This is a genomic window from Caulobacter segnis (assembly GCF_023935105.1).
GTDB classification, from domain to species: Bacteria; Pseudomonadota; Alphaproteobacteria; order Caulobacterales; family Caulobacteraceae; genus Caulobacter; species Caulobacter segnis_B.
In genome coordinates this window covers 967429-983839 of sequence record NZ_CP096040.1, presented here as the reverse complement: position 1 = coordinate 983839, position 16411 = coordinate 967429, and the positions used below count along the sequence as shown (strand labels likewise).

General features: G+C 70.2%; 10 protein-coding genes and 1 pseudogene. 4 read left to right on the top strand and 7 right to left on the bottom strand.

What is annotated here, in order from left to right; all coding sequences use genetic code 11:
• The first annotated feature begins 68 nt into the window (after positions 1 to 68).
• On the top strand, positions 69 to 1346 hold the full coding sequence (gene cytX, locus MZV50_RS04910; protein WP_252633285.1) for a putative hydroxymethylpyrimidine transporter CytX: 1278 nt from the start codon (positions 69 to 71) through the stop codon (positions 1344 to 1346).
• Positions 1347 to 1395: 49 nt separating this feature from the next.
• On the opposite strand, the gene MZV50_RS04905 is transcribed toward cytX, so the two are convergent.
• A complete protein-coding gene (locus tag MZV50_RS04905) occupies positions 1396 to 2022 on the bottom strand; it encodes a LysE/ArgO family amino acid transporter (RefSeq protein WP_252633284.1) in 627 nt (208 codons plus the stop codon).
• A gap of 69 nt (positions 2023 to 2091) precedes the next feature.
• On the opposite strand from MZV50_RS04905, the pseudogene MZV50_RS04900 reads away from it, so the two are divergent.
• A pseudogene (locus MZV50_RS04900) lies at positions 2092 to 2967 on the top strand (LysR family transcriptional regulator ArgP); the annotation flags it as partial.
• A 20-nt stretch (positions 2968 to 2987) separates the two neighbouring features.
• Here the strand turns inward: MZV50_RS04900 and MZV50_RS04895 are convergent.
• From MZV50_RS04895 to MZV50_RS04885, 3 genes are all read right to left on the bottom strand, one after another.
• A complete protein-coding gene (locus MZV50_RS04895) occupies positions 2988 to 6233 on the bottom strand; it encodes an error-prone DNA polymerase (RefSeq protein WP_252633283.1) in 3246 nt (1081 codons plus the stop codon).
• 123 nt (positions 6234 to 6356) lie between these two features.
• Positions 6357 to 8018 (bottom strand): Y-family DNA polymerase, encoded by a 1662-nt coding sequence (locus MZV50_RS04890; protein WP_252633282.1) that lies wholly within the window; start codon positions 8016 to 8018, stop codon positions 6357 to 6359.
• Positions 7936 to 8739: an ImuA family protein gene (locus MZV50_RS04885; protein ID WP_252633281.1), complete on the bottom strand. Its 804-nt coding sequence runs from the start codon at positions 8737 to 8739 to the stop codon at positions 7936 to 7938. Before MZV50_RS04885 ends, MZV50_RS04890 begins: the two co-directional genes overlap by 83 nt.
• Before the next feature lie 113 nt (positions 8740 to 8852).
• Here MZV50_RS04885 and MZV50_RS04880 point away from each other — a divergent pair, with 113 nt between their 5' ends.
• Complete coding sequence (locus tag MZV50_RS04880) at positions 8853 to 12035, top strand: acetyl-CoA carboxylase family protein (RefSeq protein WP_252633280.1); 3183 nt, start codon at positions 8853 to 8855, stop codon at positions 12033 to 12035.
• A gap of 103 nt (positions 12036 to 12138) precedes the next feature.
• On the top strand, positions 12139 to 12879 hold the full coding sequence (locus MZV50_RS04875; RefSeq protein WP_252633278.1) for a hypothetical protein: 741 nt from the start codon (positions 12139 to 12141) through the stop codon (positions 12877 to 12879).
• A 6-nt stretch (positions 12880 to 12885) separates the two neighbouring features.
• Here MZV50_RS04875 and MZV50_RS04870 read toward each other — a convergent pair whose 3' ends face one another.
• From MZV50_RS04870 to MZV50_RS04860, 3 genes are all read right to left on the bottom strand, one after another.
• Complete coding sequence (locus tag MZV50_RS04870) at positions 12886 to 13260, bottom strand: hypothetical protein (protein WP_252633276.1); 375 nt, start codon at positions 13258 to 13260, stop codon at positions 12886 to 12888.
• Positions 13261 to 13406: 146 nt separating this feature from the next.
• Positions 13407 to 14987 (bottom strand): phosphoglycerate dehydrogenase, encoded by a 1581-nt coding sequence (gene serA / locus MZV50_RS04865; protein ID WP_252633275.1) that lies wholly within the window; start codon positions 14985 to 14987, stop codon positions 13407 to 13409.
• Between the two features lie 113 nt (positions 14988 to 15100).
• Complete coding sequence (locus tag MZV50_RS04860; RefSeq protein WP_252633273.1) at positions 15101 to 16276, bottom strand: phosphoserine transaminase; 1176 nt, start codon at positions 16274 to 16276, stop codon at positions 15101 to 15103.
• Between the last annotated feature and the right edge of the window lie 135 nt (positions 16277 to 16411).

Below are 16411 nucleotides of genomic sequence, written 5' to 3'. Positions count from 1 at the left end.
GCGCGTTAGAGCGGGTTACCCGCGTACACCTAACCCTAACGCGCTCTAGCGCCTGCTAAACCAGATTGATGGCCCCGCTCGACGACACCTACGCGCCCCTGACGCCCGTGCCCCCGGAGCGGCGCACGTTCGAGGCCCGCGACGCCTTCTCGCTGTGGTTCAGCCTGGGCATCGGCCTGCTGGTCCTGCAGGCCGGCGCCTTCCTGGTTCCGGGCCTGAGCCTGGGCGCGGCCCTGGCGGCGATCGTCACCGGTTCGGTCCTGGGCGCCCTGCTGCTGGCCGCCGCCGGGGTGGTGGGCTCTGACACCGGCCTCTCGGCCATGGGCGCCCTGCGCCTGACCCTGGGCGCGCGCGGCGCGGCGGTCCCGGCGACGCTGAATGCCGTGCAGCTGGTTGGCTGGGGCGCGTTCGAGATCATCGCCATGCGCGACGCCGCCGACGCCCTGACCCGCCAGACCTTCGGCCTGTCCAATCCGATGATCTGGACCCTGGCTTTCGGCCTGCTGGCGACCTGGCTGGCCATCGTCGGGCCGGTGTCGTTCGTCCGCCGCTTCCTGCGCGCCTTCGGCCTGTGGCTGCTGCTGGCCGGCGCCGGCTGGCTGAGCTGGCGGCTGCTGGCCGAGCACGACCTGGCCGCCCTGCTGGCCAAGGCCGGCACGGGCGAGATCAGCTTCGGCGCCGGCGTCGACCTGGTGATCGCCATGCCCCTGTCCTGGTTGCCACTGATCGCCGACTACACACGCTTCGGCCGCACCAGCGGCGGCATGTTCCGGGGCAGCGCCCTGGGCTACGGCCTAGCCAACATCTGGTTCATGAGCCTGGGCGCGGCCTATGCCCTGGCGTCGGGCGCCAATGGGGGGAATGGCGGCGAGACCCTGCTGCTGTCGGCCCTGGCCGCCAGTGGCGGCGGGATCGCCCTGCTGCTGATCGTCATCGACGAGACCGACAACACCTTCGCCGACATCCACTCGGCCGCCGTCTCGACCGCCACCCTGCTCCCAGCCAAGCCCGCCAACCTGGCCCTGATCTTCGGCGCCGTCTGCACGACGATCGCCCTGTTCGCCCCGATCGGCCGTTACGAGAGTTTCCTGCTGCTGATCGGCTCGGTGTTCGCGCCGCTGTTCGGGGTGCTACTGACCGACCACTTCGTCATGCGCCGCCGCGCGACGACCGAGGCCCGCGCCGGCCTCTACCTCCCCGCCCTGCTGGCCTGGGCCACCGGCATCGTCGCCTATCAGGCCCTGAGCCGCCTCGCGCCAGACCTCGGCGCGACCCTTCCCAGCTTCCTCGTCGCGGGCGCGGTCTATTGGGGGCTGCGGCGGGTGTGGGGGCGAGAGGCGGCCTAGATCTTGGGGCTCAGTCGCCTCGAGCCCTTCACCAGCCCGGCTCCCCCACTCAAGCGGTCAGCGCGCCGTGGACCAGGCTGGCGGCAAGGGCGAGCATCATGACGCCGATAGCAAGATCGAGCGCCTTCCACGCCCCCGGCTTGGCGAACAGCGGCGCCAGGAACCGCGCCCCGAAGCCCAGAGACGAGAACCAAGACAGACTGGCCAGCGCCGCGCCGGCAATGAACAGCGGCCGCTCCATGGGCGGCATGCTGGTCCCGACCGCGCCCATCAGCATCACCGTGTCGATATAGACGTGCGGGTTCAGGAAGGTGAAGGCCGCCGTCCCCGCCAGGGCCGCGCCAAGGGTCAGACCCGCCTCGCCGCTCACGACCAGGGCGGTCGGCCTGGCCGCCCGACGCAGGGCCGAGACCCCGTACCAAACCAGGAAGGCCGCGCCACCCAGGCTCAGGATTAAAGACAGACCTGGGACCAACGCCAGGATTGCGCCCAGGCCGCTCACCCCCGCCCAGATGAGGGTCGCGTCGGCTAGGGCGCAGAAGATCACGATGGGGACGACATGCTCGCGCTTCAGACCTTGGCGCAGCACGAACATGTTTTGGGCGCCGATGGCGATGATCAGCCCTCCTGACAGGAGGAAACCCTGGGTGAAGGCGGGAAGGAGCGTTTCAATCATGAGCGACTTGATGCCCGCGCCACCGCATGTAGGCTAACTCAGGTTTCTAAGCCCGATTTAGGAAACCTAATGCTGGACTACGCCTCGCTCGCCGCCGTGGCCGCTGTCGCCCGCGAAGGCAGCTTCGAGCGCGCCGCCACCGTTCTGGGTGTCACGCCCTCGGCCGTGTCGCAGCGCGTCAAGGGATTGGAGGAGCGCGTCGGCGCGATCCTGCTGACCCGTGGCGTTCCTTGCCGGCCTACCGAGATCGGGATCAAGCTCTGCGCCCACGTCGAACAGGTCCGGCTCCTGGAAAGCGAGGTCATCGGCGATCTGCCGGGCTTGGCCGGTCCGGCCCTGGAGCCCTCGACCGTGCGGGTCGCGGTCAACGCCGACAGCGTCAGCACCTGGTTCCCGCAAGCCGCCGCCGTCTTCGCGGCCGAGACCGGGGCGATGCTGGATCTGGTCCTCGAGGACGAGGCCCATACCGCCGATCGCCTGCGGTCGGGCGACGTGCTGGCGGCCGTGACCGCCGATCCCGCGCCCGTGCCTGGCTGCAAGACCTATCCGCTGGGCGCGATCGACTATCTGGCGACGGCCAGCCCGGCCTATATGGCGCGCGTCTTCGCCAACGGTATGGACGCGGAAACTTTCCGAACGGCGCCCATCCTGCGCTTCGACCGACGTGACCAATTGCAGGCCCGGTGGGCGCGGGAAGCCTGGAACGTCGAAATCTCGCCGCCGACGCACTGGGCGCCGTCGACGCCGGGGATGCTGGACATGACCCTGGCGGGGCTTGGCTGGGCGACGACGCCCGAGGTTCTGGCCGCGCCGCACTTGGCCGCCGGCCGACTGGTCGAGCTGCCGCCCGGACGCCGCGTCTCGGTCTCGCTCTACTGGCAGCGCTCGCGACTGTCCGCGCGGCTGCTGGACCGCCTCACCCACGCCGTCCGGACCACCGCCGCGCGGACGTTGGCCCCCTCGCCTCAGTGGAAATCCCGGCTCCGTAACAGCCGTCCCGACACCTTCTGGCGCACGCGGGGGGCCGGGGCGCCGGGCTCGTCGCGCAGGGTCGACAGGTGGGCCGAGAGGTCCGTGAAGCCCTCGGCGACGATGTGGATCACGTTTTCGGCGCGCTGCACCCGGCCGTGGACGACCAGGAACGAGGCGGTCATCACCACATTGCGGTCGGCCTCGAAGCGATCCTTCCAGACCACCGCGTTGGCGACGCCGGTCTCGTCCTCCAGGGTCACGAACACCACGCCCTTGGCCGTGCCCGGTCGCTGGCGGATCAGGACGAGGCCCGCCACCGAGACCTTGCGGCCGTCCTTCAGGCCCAGCAGCTGCTCGGCGGTGATCACCCCGCGCCGCGTCAGCATCGGCCGGTAGAAGCCCACCGGGTGGGCCTTCAGCGACAGGCTGGTGGTGCGATAGTCCTCAGCCACCTCCTGGGTTTGAGGCATGCCGGGCAGGTCGACCTTGTCTTCGAACAGCGGCAGGCCGGCCAGCAGCGGGGCCTGGACCGGGGCCTTGTGCTCGCCCTTCAGCCCCTTGACCGCCCACAGCGCCTCGCGCCGCGTGAGGCCCACGCAGGCGAAGGCGTCGGCCTCGGCCAGGAGTTCCAGCGCGCGTTGGGGAACACCGCCTTGGGCGAACTCGGCCGGCGTGCGGGCCCCCTCGGCGCGGGCCTTCAGCAGCGGCGGAATGTCGATCTTCGCCTTCAGCCCCTTGATCTGGCGGAAGCCCAGGCGGACGGCCTTCCAGCGATGGCGGTTGGCGTAGTCGGCGACCTTGTCGGAACGCGGCCTGAAGGGCCGAGCCGCCTCCCCCGCCTGCAGCGTGCAGTCCCAGTCGCTGGCCAGGATGTCGGGCGGCAGCACCTCGACCCCATGCTCGCGCGCGTCGCGGACCAGCTGGGCCGGCTGATAGAAGCCCATCGGCTGGGAATTGATCAGGGCCGCGCAGAACACGTCGGGCCAGGCCCATTTGATCCAGGCCGAGACATAAACGAGCTTGGCGAAGCTGGCCGCGTGGCTTTCCGGGAAACCGTAGTGGCCGAAGCCCTCGATCTGCTTGAAGCAGCGTTCGGCGAAGTCGCGCTGGTAGCCACGCCGCACCATGCCCTCGACGAAGCGGTCGCGATATTCATCCGGCGTGCCCAGGTTGCGGAAGGTGGCCATGGCCTTGCGCAGGCCGTCGGCCTCGTCGGGCGTGAACTTGGCCGCCTCGATGGCCAGGCTCATGGCCTGTTCCTGGAAGAGCGGCACGCCGTAGGTGTTGCCGAGGATCTGCTCAAGCTCGTCTTCCGGCCCATGCTCTGGTGACGGCGCGGGCATATCCACAGGCTCGATCCCATTCCGCCGCTTCAGGTACGGATGCACCATGTCGCCCTGGATCGGGCCGGGGCGGACGATCGCCACCTCGATGACCAGGTCGTAGAACCGCCGGGGCTTCAGCCGGGGCAGCATCGACATCTGGGCTCGGCTCTCGACCTGGAACACCCCGACGCTGTCGGCGACGCACAGCATGTCGTAGACGCCCGGCAGCTCCTTGGGCACGTCGGCCAGGTCGACGATGGCCTCGCCGTGGTCGTTCCGCAGCATGCCGAACGCACGCTGGATCGCCGTCAGCATGCCCAGGGCCAGGACGTCGACCTTCATCAGGCCCAGGCTGTCGATGTCGTCCTTGTCCCACTCGATGAAGGTGCGGTCGGCCATGGCCGCGTTGCCGATCGGCACGGTCTCGTCCAGCCTCCGCTTGGTCAGGACGAAGCCGCCGACGTGCTGCGACAGGTGGCGCGGGAAGCCCATCAGTTCGGTGGCCAGGGCCACGGCGCGGGCGATCTCCGGCGCCTCGGGATCCAGGCCCGCGTTGCGCAGGTGCTCCTCGGGCAGGCCGTCGCCCCAGCTGCCCCAGACCGTGCCGGCCAGCAGGGACGTGACGTCCTCGGTCAGGCCCAGGGCCTTGCCGACGTCGCGGATGGCGCTGCGCGGTCGGTAGTGGATGACCGTGCCGCAGATGGCGGCGTATTCCCGGCCATAGCGGCGATAGACGTACTGCATCACCTCCTCGCGCCGCTCGTGCTCGAAGTCGACGTCGATGTCGGGCGGCTCGCCGCGGTTCTCGGAGATGAAGCGGGTGAACAGCAGCCGGTGCTCGGTCGGGTCGATCGCCGTCACGCCCAGGCAGTAGCAGACCGAGGAATTGGCTGCCGAGCCGCGCCCCTGGCACAGGATGCCCATGCTGCGGGCCTCGCGCACGATGTCGTGCACGGTGATGAAGTAGTTGGGATAGTCCATCTTGCCGATCAGCCGCAGCTCCTCGGTCAGCTGCGCCTTCACCTTCTCGGGCACGCCGGCCGGATAGCGCCAGGCCGCGCCGCTCCAGGTCAGGTCGGTCAGGTGCTGCATGGCCGTCTTGCCGGGCGGTACGGGCTCGTCGGGATACGCTTCCTTGAGGTCGCCCAGGTCGAAACCGATCCGTTCGACGATCTCGACCGTGCGCTCCACCGCGCGCGGCCAACGCTCGAACAGGCGGGCCATCTCGACCGGCGACTTGATGTGCCGCTCGGCGTTGGCCTCCAGGCGAAAGCCCGCCTCGTGGATCGTGCAGTGCTCGCGCACGCAGGTGATGACGTCCTGCAGCGGCCGCCGCTCGGGACCGTGATAGAGCACGTCGTTGGTCGCCACGATCGGCGCGCCGGCCTCGCGGCCCAGCGCATCCAGGCGCGCCAGGCGTTTCAGGTCCTGGGCGGCGTAGGCGCGGCTGGCCGCCAGCCAGGATCGGCCAGAGAGGTCGCCGGCCATGCGGGCCAGGTCGCGCGCGAAGGCCTCGTCGAGGATCCTGGGCGGGACGATCAGGCCGATCTGGCCGTCGGCGTGGTCCAGGAAATCCCGCCAGGTCAGGTGGCACTCGCCCTTCTCGGCCCGGCGCTGGCCCACGGTCAACAGGCGCGTCAATCGGCCGAACGCCTCGCGATCGGTCGGGTAGCACAGCAGGCTGGGCGTCCCGTCCATGAAGTCCAGGCGACAGCCGCTCAGGACCCTGACGTTCCGCGTCTTGGCCGCCGTCCAGCCGCGCACGATCCCGGCCAGGCTGTTGCGGTCGGTGACGCCGATGGCGGCCAGACCCAGGGCCTCGGCCGCGATCGCCAGCTCCTCCGCGTGCGAGGCGCCGCGCAGGAACGAGAAGTTGGTGGTGGCTTGGAGCTCGGCGTAGGCGGGGGCCTTCATGGCAAGCCCCCTCCACCGGCGTTCGCCGGTCCCCCTCCCCCAGAGGGGGAGGAAGGCTTTTCTCCTTCCGCTCCCTCTGGGGGCGGACGACCTGCGGAGCAGGTCAGGTGGGGGCCAGCAGCGCTAACCGAACAGGCCATGGATCCACCACTTGGGCGCCTCGTCACCGCCGAACAGCCCCTGCCGAAAGATCCAGAACCGGCCGCCGGCGTCGTCCTCGACGCGGTAGTAGTCGCGAATCTTGCCCGGGCCCGTGTCGGTCTCGCCGACGCCGGCGCGCCACCATTCCTGGCCGATGCGTTCGGGGCCCTCGGCGCGACGGACGCGGTGCGAACGGCCCCGCCAGGTGAACTGGATCGGCGGGTCGTCAGGCACCTTGGCCAGGGCGGTGATCGCCTCGGGCCGCTTGAACAGGCGCACCGGACGCGGGCGATCGGGGTCCCAGCCGCTGGCGGCCGGCGGATCCAGCGGTGCGACGCGGACCACCGAGCGCTCGGGCACATGGCTCTGATGCGGATCCGCCCGCCAGACCCGGTTCTCGCCCAGGCGGTTGACCAGGCGATCGATCAGCGGGGCCAGGGTCTCGTCCAGGCTGGTTCCGCTTTCGGCGTCGAGGCGGTCCTGGGCCGCGGCCAAGGGCTCGACCGCATTGGCGTGGACGGTGACGACCTCGATCCCGAAGCCGGAGTCGACCCTGTCCAGCTTGGGGACGATCAGCCGGGTCAGCCGCCGGGCGTCGCGGCCGATGCGGGCCAGGCCGGCGCGCACGGGGAAGGCCCGGCCGTCCAGCCGATGGAACACGACCTCGAAGCGCTTGGCGCCGCGCCCCTCGGCCTCCAGCCGCTTGCAGATCAGATCCAGCGCGTCGCCGGTCACGCGGGCCAGGTCCTCGGGCGCGCTGATCGGCTCGAAGAAGGCCAGGCGATCGAACCACGGCGTGGCCGGCCGGCGGAAGGTCAGGGCCTCGGCCGACTGGCCCAGGGCCTGGTCGAGCCGCAGGGTCGTGAAGAGGCCAAAGCGCTTGGCCAGCTGGGCGCGCGGCAAGGCCAGGAGCTGGCCGACGCGGTGTAGGCCCAGGCGCGGCAACTGGGCCTCGGCGGCGTCCTCCAGGCGCAGGGCCGCGACCGGCAGGTCCTGGATCGCCGCCCGCTGCTGGCCTGGCGGGGCGATGGCCAGATCGTCGCCATGACGGGCGAGCGCCCAGGCCGCCCCGGCCGTGTCGGCGATCGCCGCCCGCGCCGGCACGCCCCAGCGCGCCAGCCGCCCGACGAGATCGACCAGCATGGCCGCCTCGCCGCCCCACAGGTGGTCGGTCCCGGTGATGTCGAGGAACAGGCCATCCGTCCCGTCGATGGCCACGGCCGGCGAGAAGCGGACGCACCAGTCGCTTAAGGCCTCCAGCGCCGCGCGGTCGCCGGCGGGATCGTGGTCGGCGGTGACCAGGTCGGGAACCAGGGCCAGGGCGTCGGCGGCCTTCTGGCCGGCGGACAGGCCGAGGGCGCGGGCGCGCTCGTCGATGGCGGCGAGGCGGCGGGTTCCGTGTTCGGAGATCAGCAGGGCGAAGGGCGGCGTAGGCGCAAATCCTCCCCCCAGCGGGGGAGGTGTCCGCGCAGCGGACGGAGGGGGAAGTCCTGCCGCGCTTGTCTCTTCCCCCTCCGGTCCTTCGGACCACCTCCCCCGCTGGGGGGAGGATTTATCGGCCTCACCCGACCCGCCGCAGGAGTTCCGCCGCCGCCACGTCGTGATCGGCCAGTTGGGACACCAGACGGAAAGGATGCGGGCCATGGCCGGCCTCCTGTGCTTGCAAGATCCAGCCGCCGGGACGTCCGCCCCGGCAGCGTTCGAGTTCCACCCGCCAGCACGGCGGGCCCAGGCCGATGTCGTCCGGCGGCGGCGGACTGGGCGCGGGGCCGATCCGCCAGCGGCTGAACGAGGCCGAGCCGGACACCATCCTCGCCGCCCCCGCGCGGCCGCCATAGGGCCGCCGATGCAGCAGCACGCCGAAACCGCCGCGCTTCTCGCAGGCCAGCTGCAGGCGGCGGCCGGCGGTCAGGTCCGGGGCCTCGGCCTCGCCGACGGCGGCCGCGACCCCCTGCGTCGACAGAGCGTCCTCCAGCACCGACAGGGTCTCGGCCTCGTCGCGGGTCCGCACCTGGATCAGCCGCTCGGCCGGAAAGCCGAGGCCGAACAGACCGGGCGCGAACAGGTCGCCGCGGCGAGCGACCCAGACGATCGCGCCGGTCTTGACCCCCGTGACGACCAAGGATCGCAGCAGCAGGCCGACGAAGGCGGCGGGGGTCGCGCCGGTCTCGTCCTCCAGCCCCGCGCCCGTCACTTCGTGCCAGCCGCCCAGCGGCAGACCGCCACCCGGAAAGCAGCCGTCGATGGCCGGATCGCCGAACGGCAGGACCGGAGTCGGAGTCCGAGTCCCCGCTTCGATCGCGGCGATCCGGCCTCTCAGGGCCGCAAGACGCGCCTCGCGCGATCCGGCCATTCCCAACTCCATGTTCTACTTTTGTTCTGATCTTCCAGGCTTGGAGAGTCAAGCGGGACAGGCGATGGTGCGTCAAACGGCCGTATGAAGCCCGCCCATTTCGGGGAGACCGCCAAGGAATGCCCATGTCCCTTACGCGCGTCCTGATCGCCAATCGCGGCGAGATCGCCATCCGCATCGCCCGCGCGGCGGCAGAGGCCGGGATCCACAGCGTGGCGATCCACGCGACAGATGACGCGGGAAGCCCGCACGTGGCCGCCGCCGACCACGCGGTCGCCCTGCCTGGCGCGGGGGCCAGGGCCTATCTAGACATCGACGCCGTGATCGCCGCCGCCCGGGCCGAGGGTTGCGACGCCCTGCATCCCGGCTACGGCTTCCTGTCGGAGAACCCGGCCTTGGCGCGGACCTGCGCGGCGGCCGGGATCGTCTTCGTCGGCCCCGCGCCCGAGCACCTGGAGACCTTCGGCGACAAGGCCTCGGCGCGGGCGCTGGCGGCCGAGCGGGGCCTGCCGCTGATCCCGGGCACGGGCGCGATCTCGCCGGAGGGCGCGCGGGCGTTCCAGGCCGAGCACGGCGCGATCATGCTGAAGGCCCGGGCCGGCGGCGGCGGGCGCGGCCTGCGGGCGGTGCTGGATCCCGGCGAACTGGACGCGGCCTTCTCCGCCTGTGAGCGCGAGGCCCTCGCGGCGTTCGGCGACGGCGGCCTCTATGCCGAGAAGCGGATCGAGCGCGCCCGGCATGTCGAGGTGCAGGTCGCCGGCGACGGGACCCGCGTGCTGGCGCTGGGCGATCGTGACTGCTCGCTGCAACGCCGGAACCAGAAGCTGGTCGAGATCGCGCCGGCCGCCTTGCCCGATCGATTACGGGCGCACCTCTGGACATACGCCGAGACCCTGTGCGCCGGCTACCGGGGCCTGGCCACCGTCGAGTTCCTGGTCGACGCGGACGGCGGGGACGCCTTCTTCCTGGAGGTCAATCCGCGCCTGCAGGTCGAGCACACGGTCACCGAAGAGGTCACGGGCCTCGACCTGGTGCGGCTGCAGTTCGACCTGGCGGCGGGAAAGCCTCTGGATCTCGAAGCACCGGCGACCTTCGGCGTCGCCATCCAGGCGCGGATCAACGCCGAGACCCTGACCGCCGAGGGCCAGGTGAAGCCGTCCAGCGGCACGATCGGCGCCTGGAGCCCGCCGGGCGGTCCGGGCGTGCGGGTCGACGCGGGCGTCACGGTCGGAACCTCGGTTGGGGCGGCCTATGACAGCCTGCTGGCCAAGGTCATCGCGCGCGGACGAACCTACGAAGAGGCCTCGGCGCGCCTGGACCGGGCGCTGGCGGAGCTCGCCATCGCCGGCGTCGCGACCACCGCGCCGCTGGTCCGGGCGATCCTGGCGGCCGCGCCCGAAACCCCGACCACGCGCTTCATCGAGGATCACGCCGCCGAACTGGTCGCAGAACTGCCGGCGGACGGCATCCAGGCCTTCGAGACCCTGGACGGCTCGGCGGTCGTCGCCGCGCCGCTGGCCGCCACGGTGGGCTCGATCGCCGTCGGCGAGGGCGACCTCGTCCGGCCTGGCCAGGCCTTGGCCGTGCTGGAGGCGATGAAGATGGAGCACCTGGTCCACGCCGCCACGGGTGGCCGGGTGCTGAGGATCGCCGCCCAGCCCGGCGCCACCGTCGCCGAGGGCCAGCCGCTGGTGTTCCTGGAGCCGATGGACGTCGCGGGCGGCGAAACCGTCGAGCGCCGCGAAGAAGATCTCGACGCCATTCGCCCCGACCTGGCCGAGGTCATCGCCCGCCATCGCCACACCCTGGACGAGGCTCGCCCCGACGCCGTCGCCAAGCGCCGCAAGACCGGCCACCGCACGGCGCGCGAGAACATCGACGACCTGGTCGATCCCGGCAGCTTCCTGGAATACGGCGCCCTGGCCATCGCGGCCCAGAAGCGGCGGCGCTCGGTCGAGGACCTGATCGCCAACACGCCGGCCGACGGGCTGATCACCGGGATCGGGACGGTCAACGGCGCCCTGTTCCCGCCCGACAAGGCGCGGACGGCGGCCCTGGCCTACGACTTCACGGTGCTGGCGGGCACGCAGGGGGCGATGAATCATAGGAAGTCAGACCGGCTGATGAGCGTGATCGCCGAGCAGCGCCTGCCGGTGGTCTGGTTCGCTGAGGGTGGCGGCGGACGGCCGGGCGACACCGACACCACGGCGGTGGCCGGGCTGGACGTGCCGACGTTCCGAAGCTTCGCCCAGCTGTCGGGCGTGGTTCCCAAGATCGCCATCGTCGCCGGCCGCTGCTTCGCCGGCAACGCCGCCATCGCGGGCCTGTCCGAGATCATCATCGCCACCCGCGACAGTAACCTCGGCATGGGTGGGCCAGCGATGATCGAGGGCGGCGGGCTGGGCGTGTTCCGGCCCGAGCAGATCGGTCCGTCGGCGCACCAGTGGAAGAATGGCGTCATCGACATCCTGGCCGACGACGAAGCCCACGCCACCCGACTGGCCAAGCAGGCGCTATCGTACTTCCAGGGGGCGCTCTCGACCTGGACCGCGCCCGACCAGCGGCGGCTGCGCAACGCCACTCCGGAGAACCGCCTGCGCGTCTACGACGTGCGCGCCCTGATCACCGGCCTGGTCGACGAGGGTGCGTTCCTAGAGCTGCGCGGCGGCTTCGCGGCGGGCATGGTCACCGGCCTCATCCGCCTCGAGGGCCGGCCTATGGGGCTGATCGCCAACGACCCGCGCCACCTGGGCGGCGCCATCGACTGCGAGGGAGCCGAGAAGGCCGCGCGGTTCCTGCAGCTGTGCGACGCCTTCGCCCTGCCGGTCCTGAGCCTGTGCGACACGCCCGGCTTCATGGTGGGACCGGGCAGCGAGGACGCCGCCGCCGTGCGCCGCGTCAGCCGCCAGTTCATCGCCGGGGCCAAGCTGCGCAGCCCGCTGTTCACCGTGGTGACCCGCAAGGGCTACGGCCTGGGCGCCCAGGCCATGGCGGGAGGGTCCTTCCATGCCCCGGCCTTCATCGCCGCCTGGCCGACCGGCGAGTTCGGCGGCATGGGCCTCGAAGGGGCGGTCAAGCTGGGTTACCGCAAGGAGCTCGAGGCCGAGACGGATCCGGTCACGCAGAAGGCGCTCTACGACCAGTTGGTCGCCCGGCTGTACGCGGCCGGCAAGGCGACCAGCATGGCCGCGGCCCTCGAGATCGACGCCGTCATCGACCCGGCCGACACGCGGCGCTGGGTGATCGGCGGACTGGACGCCGCGGCGGGCTTGAGCCGTCCGTGGCAAGCGCGCGTCGACAGCTTCTGAGGGCGGAGTGACCAAGCGCCGCGGCGTACGGCCACACCGGGCGCTCTGCCTAAGCCGCCAAGTCATGCAACACTGACGCGTCCAAGAGATTCGGCGGAGCGGCATGAAGCCGGTCATCATCTTTCAGCCCGGCATGGTCGGCGACCTGTTCTTCATCCAGAAGATCGTCAAGACCTATGCCGCGACCGGCCGCCGGGTGATCATGCCCGTGCTCCAGAAGCACAGCTGGGTCTATGACACCCTGGTCATGCCCGCGAACGTCGAGACGCCGATCCTCGATACGGAGGAGTTCGACTTCCGCGACGAGGTCATGTTCCTGGCCGACAAGATCGCGATGAGCCCGATCGAGGGGCCGAACTACACCTATCTGTCGCTGTTCTTCTCCTGGCGATACGCCCCCGAGCAGACCATGGATCTGAAGTACCAGGTCGCCGGCGTGCCGATGGAGGACTGGTCCGACCACGTCGAGCTGAAGCGCGACCGCGAGAAGGAAGAGCACCTGTTCCGCGAGCTGGGCCTGGACGACGGCGTCCCCTACTGCCTGGTCAACGAGACCTGCAGCACCCGCACCATGCCCTTCCCGTACAGGGCGCCCGAGAAGGAGGTGCGCCTGCGCTTCGTCGAGGGCTACAGCCTGGTCGACTGGAGCACGGTGATCGAGCGGGCCGCGCGGATCGCCTCGGTCGACACCTCGCTGGTGCTGCTGGTCGAGGTCCTGAAGATCCGCGGCGTGCCGCTGCACGTGGTGTCGCGCTACGAGCCGCCCAGCTTCCGCGAGCTGCAGAACGTGCTGAAGCTGGCGTGGCTGTTCTACTTCCGCCCCGAGCACCTGCAATACGCCTGAGGGATCCTAGGCGCGGGCGTTCCGGTCCAGCCAGCCTCGCACCACGATCGGACCGAAGAAGAAGCCGATACCCAGAGTATCCGCCACGACGTCGAAGATGTCGGCGTCGCGCCCGACGATCGGCAGGCCCTGCAGGATCTCGATGGCGATCCCGAAGGCCAGCAACACCCCGCCGATCTTCCAGAAGCGGCTCCTGGGCAGGGCCAGGGTCGCCAGGAAGGTCAGGCCGTAGAAGACGATGAAGTGCTTGGCCTTGTCCCACGGGATCAGGCCGGCGGTGTCGTCTCCCGGCGCCAGGGCCGCGTAGAGGGTGAAGATCGAGGCGGCGATGAAGACCAGCAGACCCGGCCAGCTGATCTTGCGGGGAACGAGCATGGACATGGAAAGCCTATCTGCATCCCTCTCCCCTTGTGGGAGAGGGTGGCCCGAAGGGTCGGGTGAGGGGTCGCACCGGCGATGCCGCGCAACCCCTCATCCGTCATCCTTCGGATGACACCTTCTCCCGCAAGGGGAGAAGGAACATCAGATCAGAACGTCAGCGCGCGCGCTTCCTTCACGTGCGGAAGGGCCTGGATCTTGGCCAGCAGTTCGGCGGCGGGAGCCTGGTCGACGCCGACCAGGGCGATCGCGTCTTCGTCGGCGGAGAGGCGGCCCAGGTTGAAGGTGGCGATGTTGACGCCCGCCTCGCCCAGCAGCATGCCCAGGGCGCCAATGAAGCCCGGCTTGTCCAGGTTGTTGATGTACAGCATGGCCGGCGAGAAGCCCGCGTCCAGCTCCATGCCCTTGACCTCGACGATGCGCGGGGCGCCGGCGATCACCGTACCGGCGAAGGCGCGCTTGCCCTTCTCGGTGGTGATGGTCACGCGCATCAGGCTGTCATAGGTGGGGCTGACGTCCTGGCGGCTTTCCGAGACGGTGACGCCGCGATCCTTGGCGATGGCCGGAGCCGAGACCATGTTGATCTCCGCCAGCATCGGCTTCAGCACGCCAGCCAGGGCGGCCGAGGTCATCGGCTTGACGTTCAGCTTGCTGACCTCGCCCTCGAAGGCGATGTCGATGGCCTTGATGCCGAAGTCGACCATCTGGCCGGCCAGGGCGCCGATCTTCTCGGCCAAGGCCACGAACGGCTTCAGCTTCGGGGCTTCCTCGGCCGTGATCGACGGGCTGTTCAGGGCGTTGGTGACCGCGCCGGTCAGCAGATAGTCGCTGACCTGCTCGGCGACCTGCAGGGCCACGTTCTCTTGCGCTTCGCTGGTGCTGGCGCCCAGGTGCGGGGTGGCCACGACCTTGTCGCTGCCGAACAGCGGGTTTTCCTTAGCCGGCTCGGTGACGAACACGTCGAAGGCCGCGCCGCCGACATGGCCTTCGTCCAGCAGCTTGCGCAGGGCGGCTTCGTCGACCAGGCCGCCGCGAGCGCAGTTGACGATCAGCACGCCCTTCTTGGTCTTGGCCAGGTTCTCGGCCGACAGGATGTTGCGGGTCTTGTCGGTCAGCGGGGTGTGCAGGGTGATGACATCGGCGCGGGCCAGCAGGTCCTCCAGCTCGACCTTCTCGACGCCGATCTCGACGGCGCGTTCCGGCGACAGGAAGGGGTCGTAGGCCACGACCTTCATCTTCAGGCCCAGGGCGCGGTCGGCGACGATGCCGCCGATGTTGCCGGCCCCGATCAGGCCCAGGGTCTTGGCGTACAGCTCCACGCCCATGAAGCGGTTCTTCTCCCACTTGCCGGCCTGGGTCGAGGCGTCGGCGGCGGGGATCTGGCGGGCCAGGGCGAACATCATGGCGATGGCGTGCTCGGCCGTGGTGATCGAGTTGCCGAAGGGCGTGTTCATCACGACGATGCCCTTGGCCGTGGCGGCCGGGATGTCGACATTGTCGACGCCGATGCCGGCGCGAGCGATGACGCGCAGCTTGTGGGCGGCGGCGATCACGTCCTTGTCGAGCTTGGCGCCCGAGCGGATGGCGACGCCGTCATAGTCGCCGATCACGGCGATCAGCTCGTCCTTGGACAGGCCGACCTTGATGTCGAAGGCGACGCCGCGGTTCTTGAAGATGTCGACGGCGGCGGGGCTGAGCTTGTCAGCGATGAGAACGCGAGGAGCGGTCATGGGAGCTCTCTGATTTTCGGGCCTTCCGGCTGCGGGAAGGACGGAATTGGGGTGTGGTCTGAAGCGGCTGGGCCGCTCGTCCCTCCCCCATCGAGGGGGAAGGAGGGCGCGAATTAAGCGGCGGCCAGTTCGGCCGAGACGGTGGCGAAGGCCCAGTCGAGCCAAGGCGTCAGGGCTTCCAGGTCGGAAGCTTCCACCGTGGCGCCGCACCAGATGCGCAGGCCGGCCGGGGCGTCGCGATAGCCGCCAATATCGAGGGCCGCGCCCTCCTTCTCGAGCAGGCTGGCCAGCTTCTTGGCGAAGTCGGCCTGGGCGTCTTCCGGCAAGGCCGCGATCGTGGGATCGACGACCTTCAGGCACACCGAGGTGTTGGAGCGGATGTCCGGCGTCGCGGCCAGGAAGTCCACCCACGGGGTCTTGGCGACCCAGTCGGCCAGCACCGCCAGGTTCTGGTCGGCGCGGGCCTGCATGGCCTGCAGACCGCCGATCGAGGCGGCCCACTTCAGGGCGTCCAGGGCGTCTTCCACGCACAGCATCGACGGCGTGTTGATCGTCGCGCCCTCGAAGATGTCGGCGGCGATCTTGCCGGCTTTCGTCATGCGGAACAGCTTCGGCATCGGCCAGGCCGGCGTGTAGCTTTCCAGACGGGCCACGGCGCGCGGCGACAGGATCAGGATCCCGTGCGCGCCTTCGCCGCCCAGCGCCTTCTGCCAGGAGAAGGTCACGACATCCAGCTTGTCCCAGTCCAGGTCCTGGGCGAAGGCGGCGCTGGTGGCGTCGCAGATGGTGATGCCTTCACGATCGGCCGAGATGAAGTCGGCGTTCGGGACACGCACGCCCGAGGTCGTGCCGTTCCAGGTGAAAACCAGATCCTTGGCGGGATCGACCTTGGTCGTGTCGGGCAGCTGGCCGTACGGGGCGCTCAGCACCTCGACGTCGGGCAGCTTCAGTTGCTTGGTGACGTCCGTGACCCAGTCCTTGCCGAAGGACTCGAAGGCCATCAGTTGTACGGGGCGGGCGCCGAGCATCGACCACATGGCCATCTCGACGGCGCCGGTGTCCGAACCGGCGACGATGCCGATCAGGAAGTCGGCCGGCACTTCCAGAACTTCGCGCGTCTGGTCGATGGCGGCCTTCAGGCGCGCCTTGCCCAGCTTCGAGCGGTGCGAACGGCCGAGGACGGCGTTCCGGAGATTTTCGGGGGTCCAGCCGGGGCGCTTGGCGCAGGGGCCGGAAGAGAACTCGGGGCGAGCCGGGCGGATCGCCGGCTTGGCGAGGGTCGTGGTCATAGCGATGTCTCCCATCCTTACAGATGGACTGCGCCCCGTTGGGAGGGCGTGGCCCGCCGGCGAGAAACCCTGTTCGGCCGGGAAAAGCAAGGAGAGATTTTGCGACACGTCGGACAAATCGTCCGGTCGCGGCAA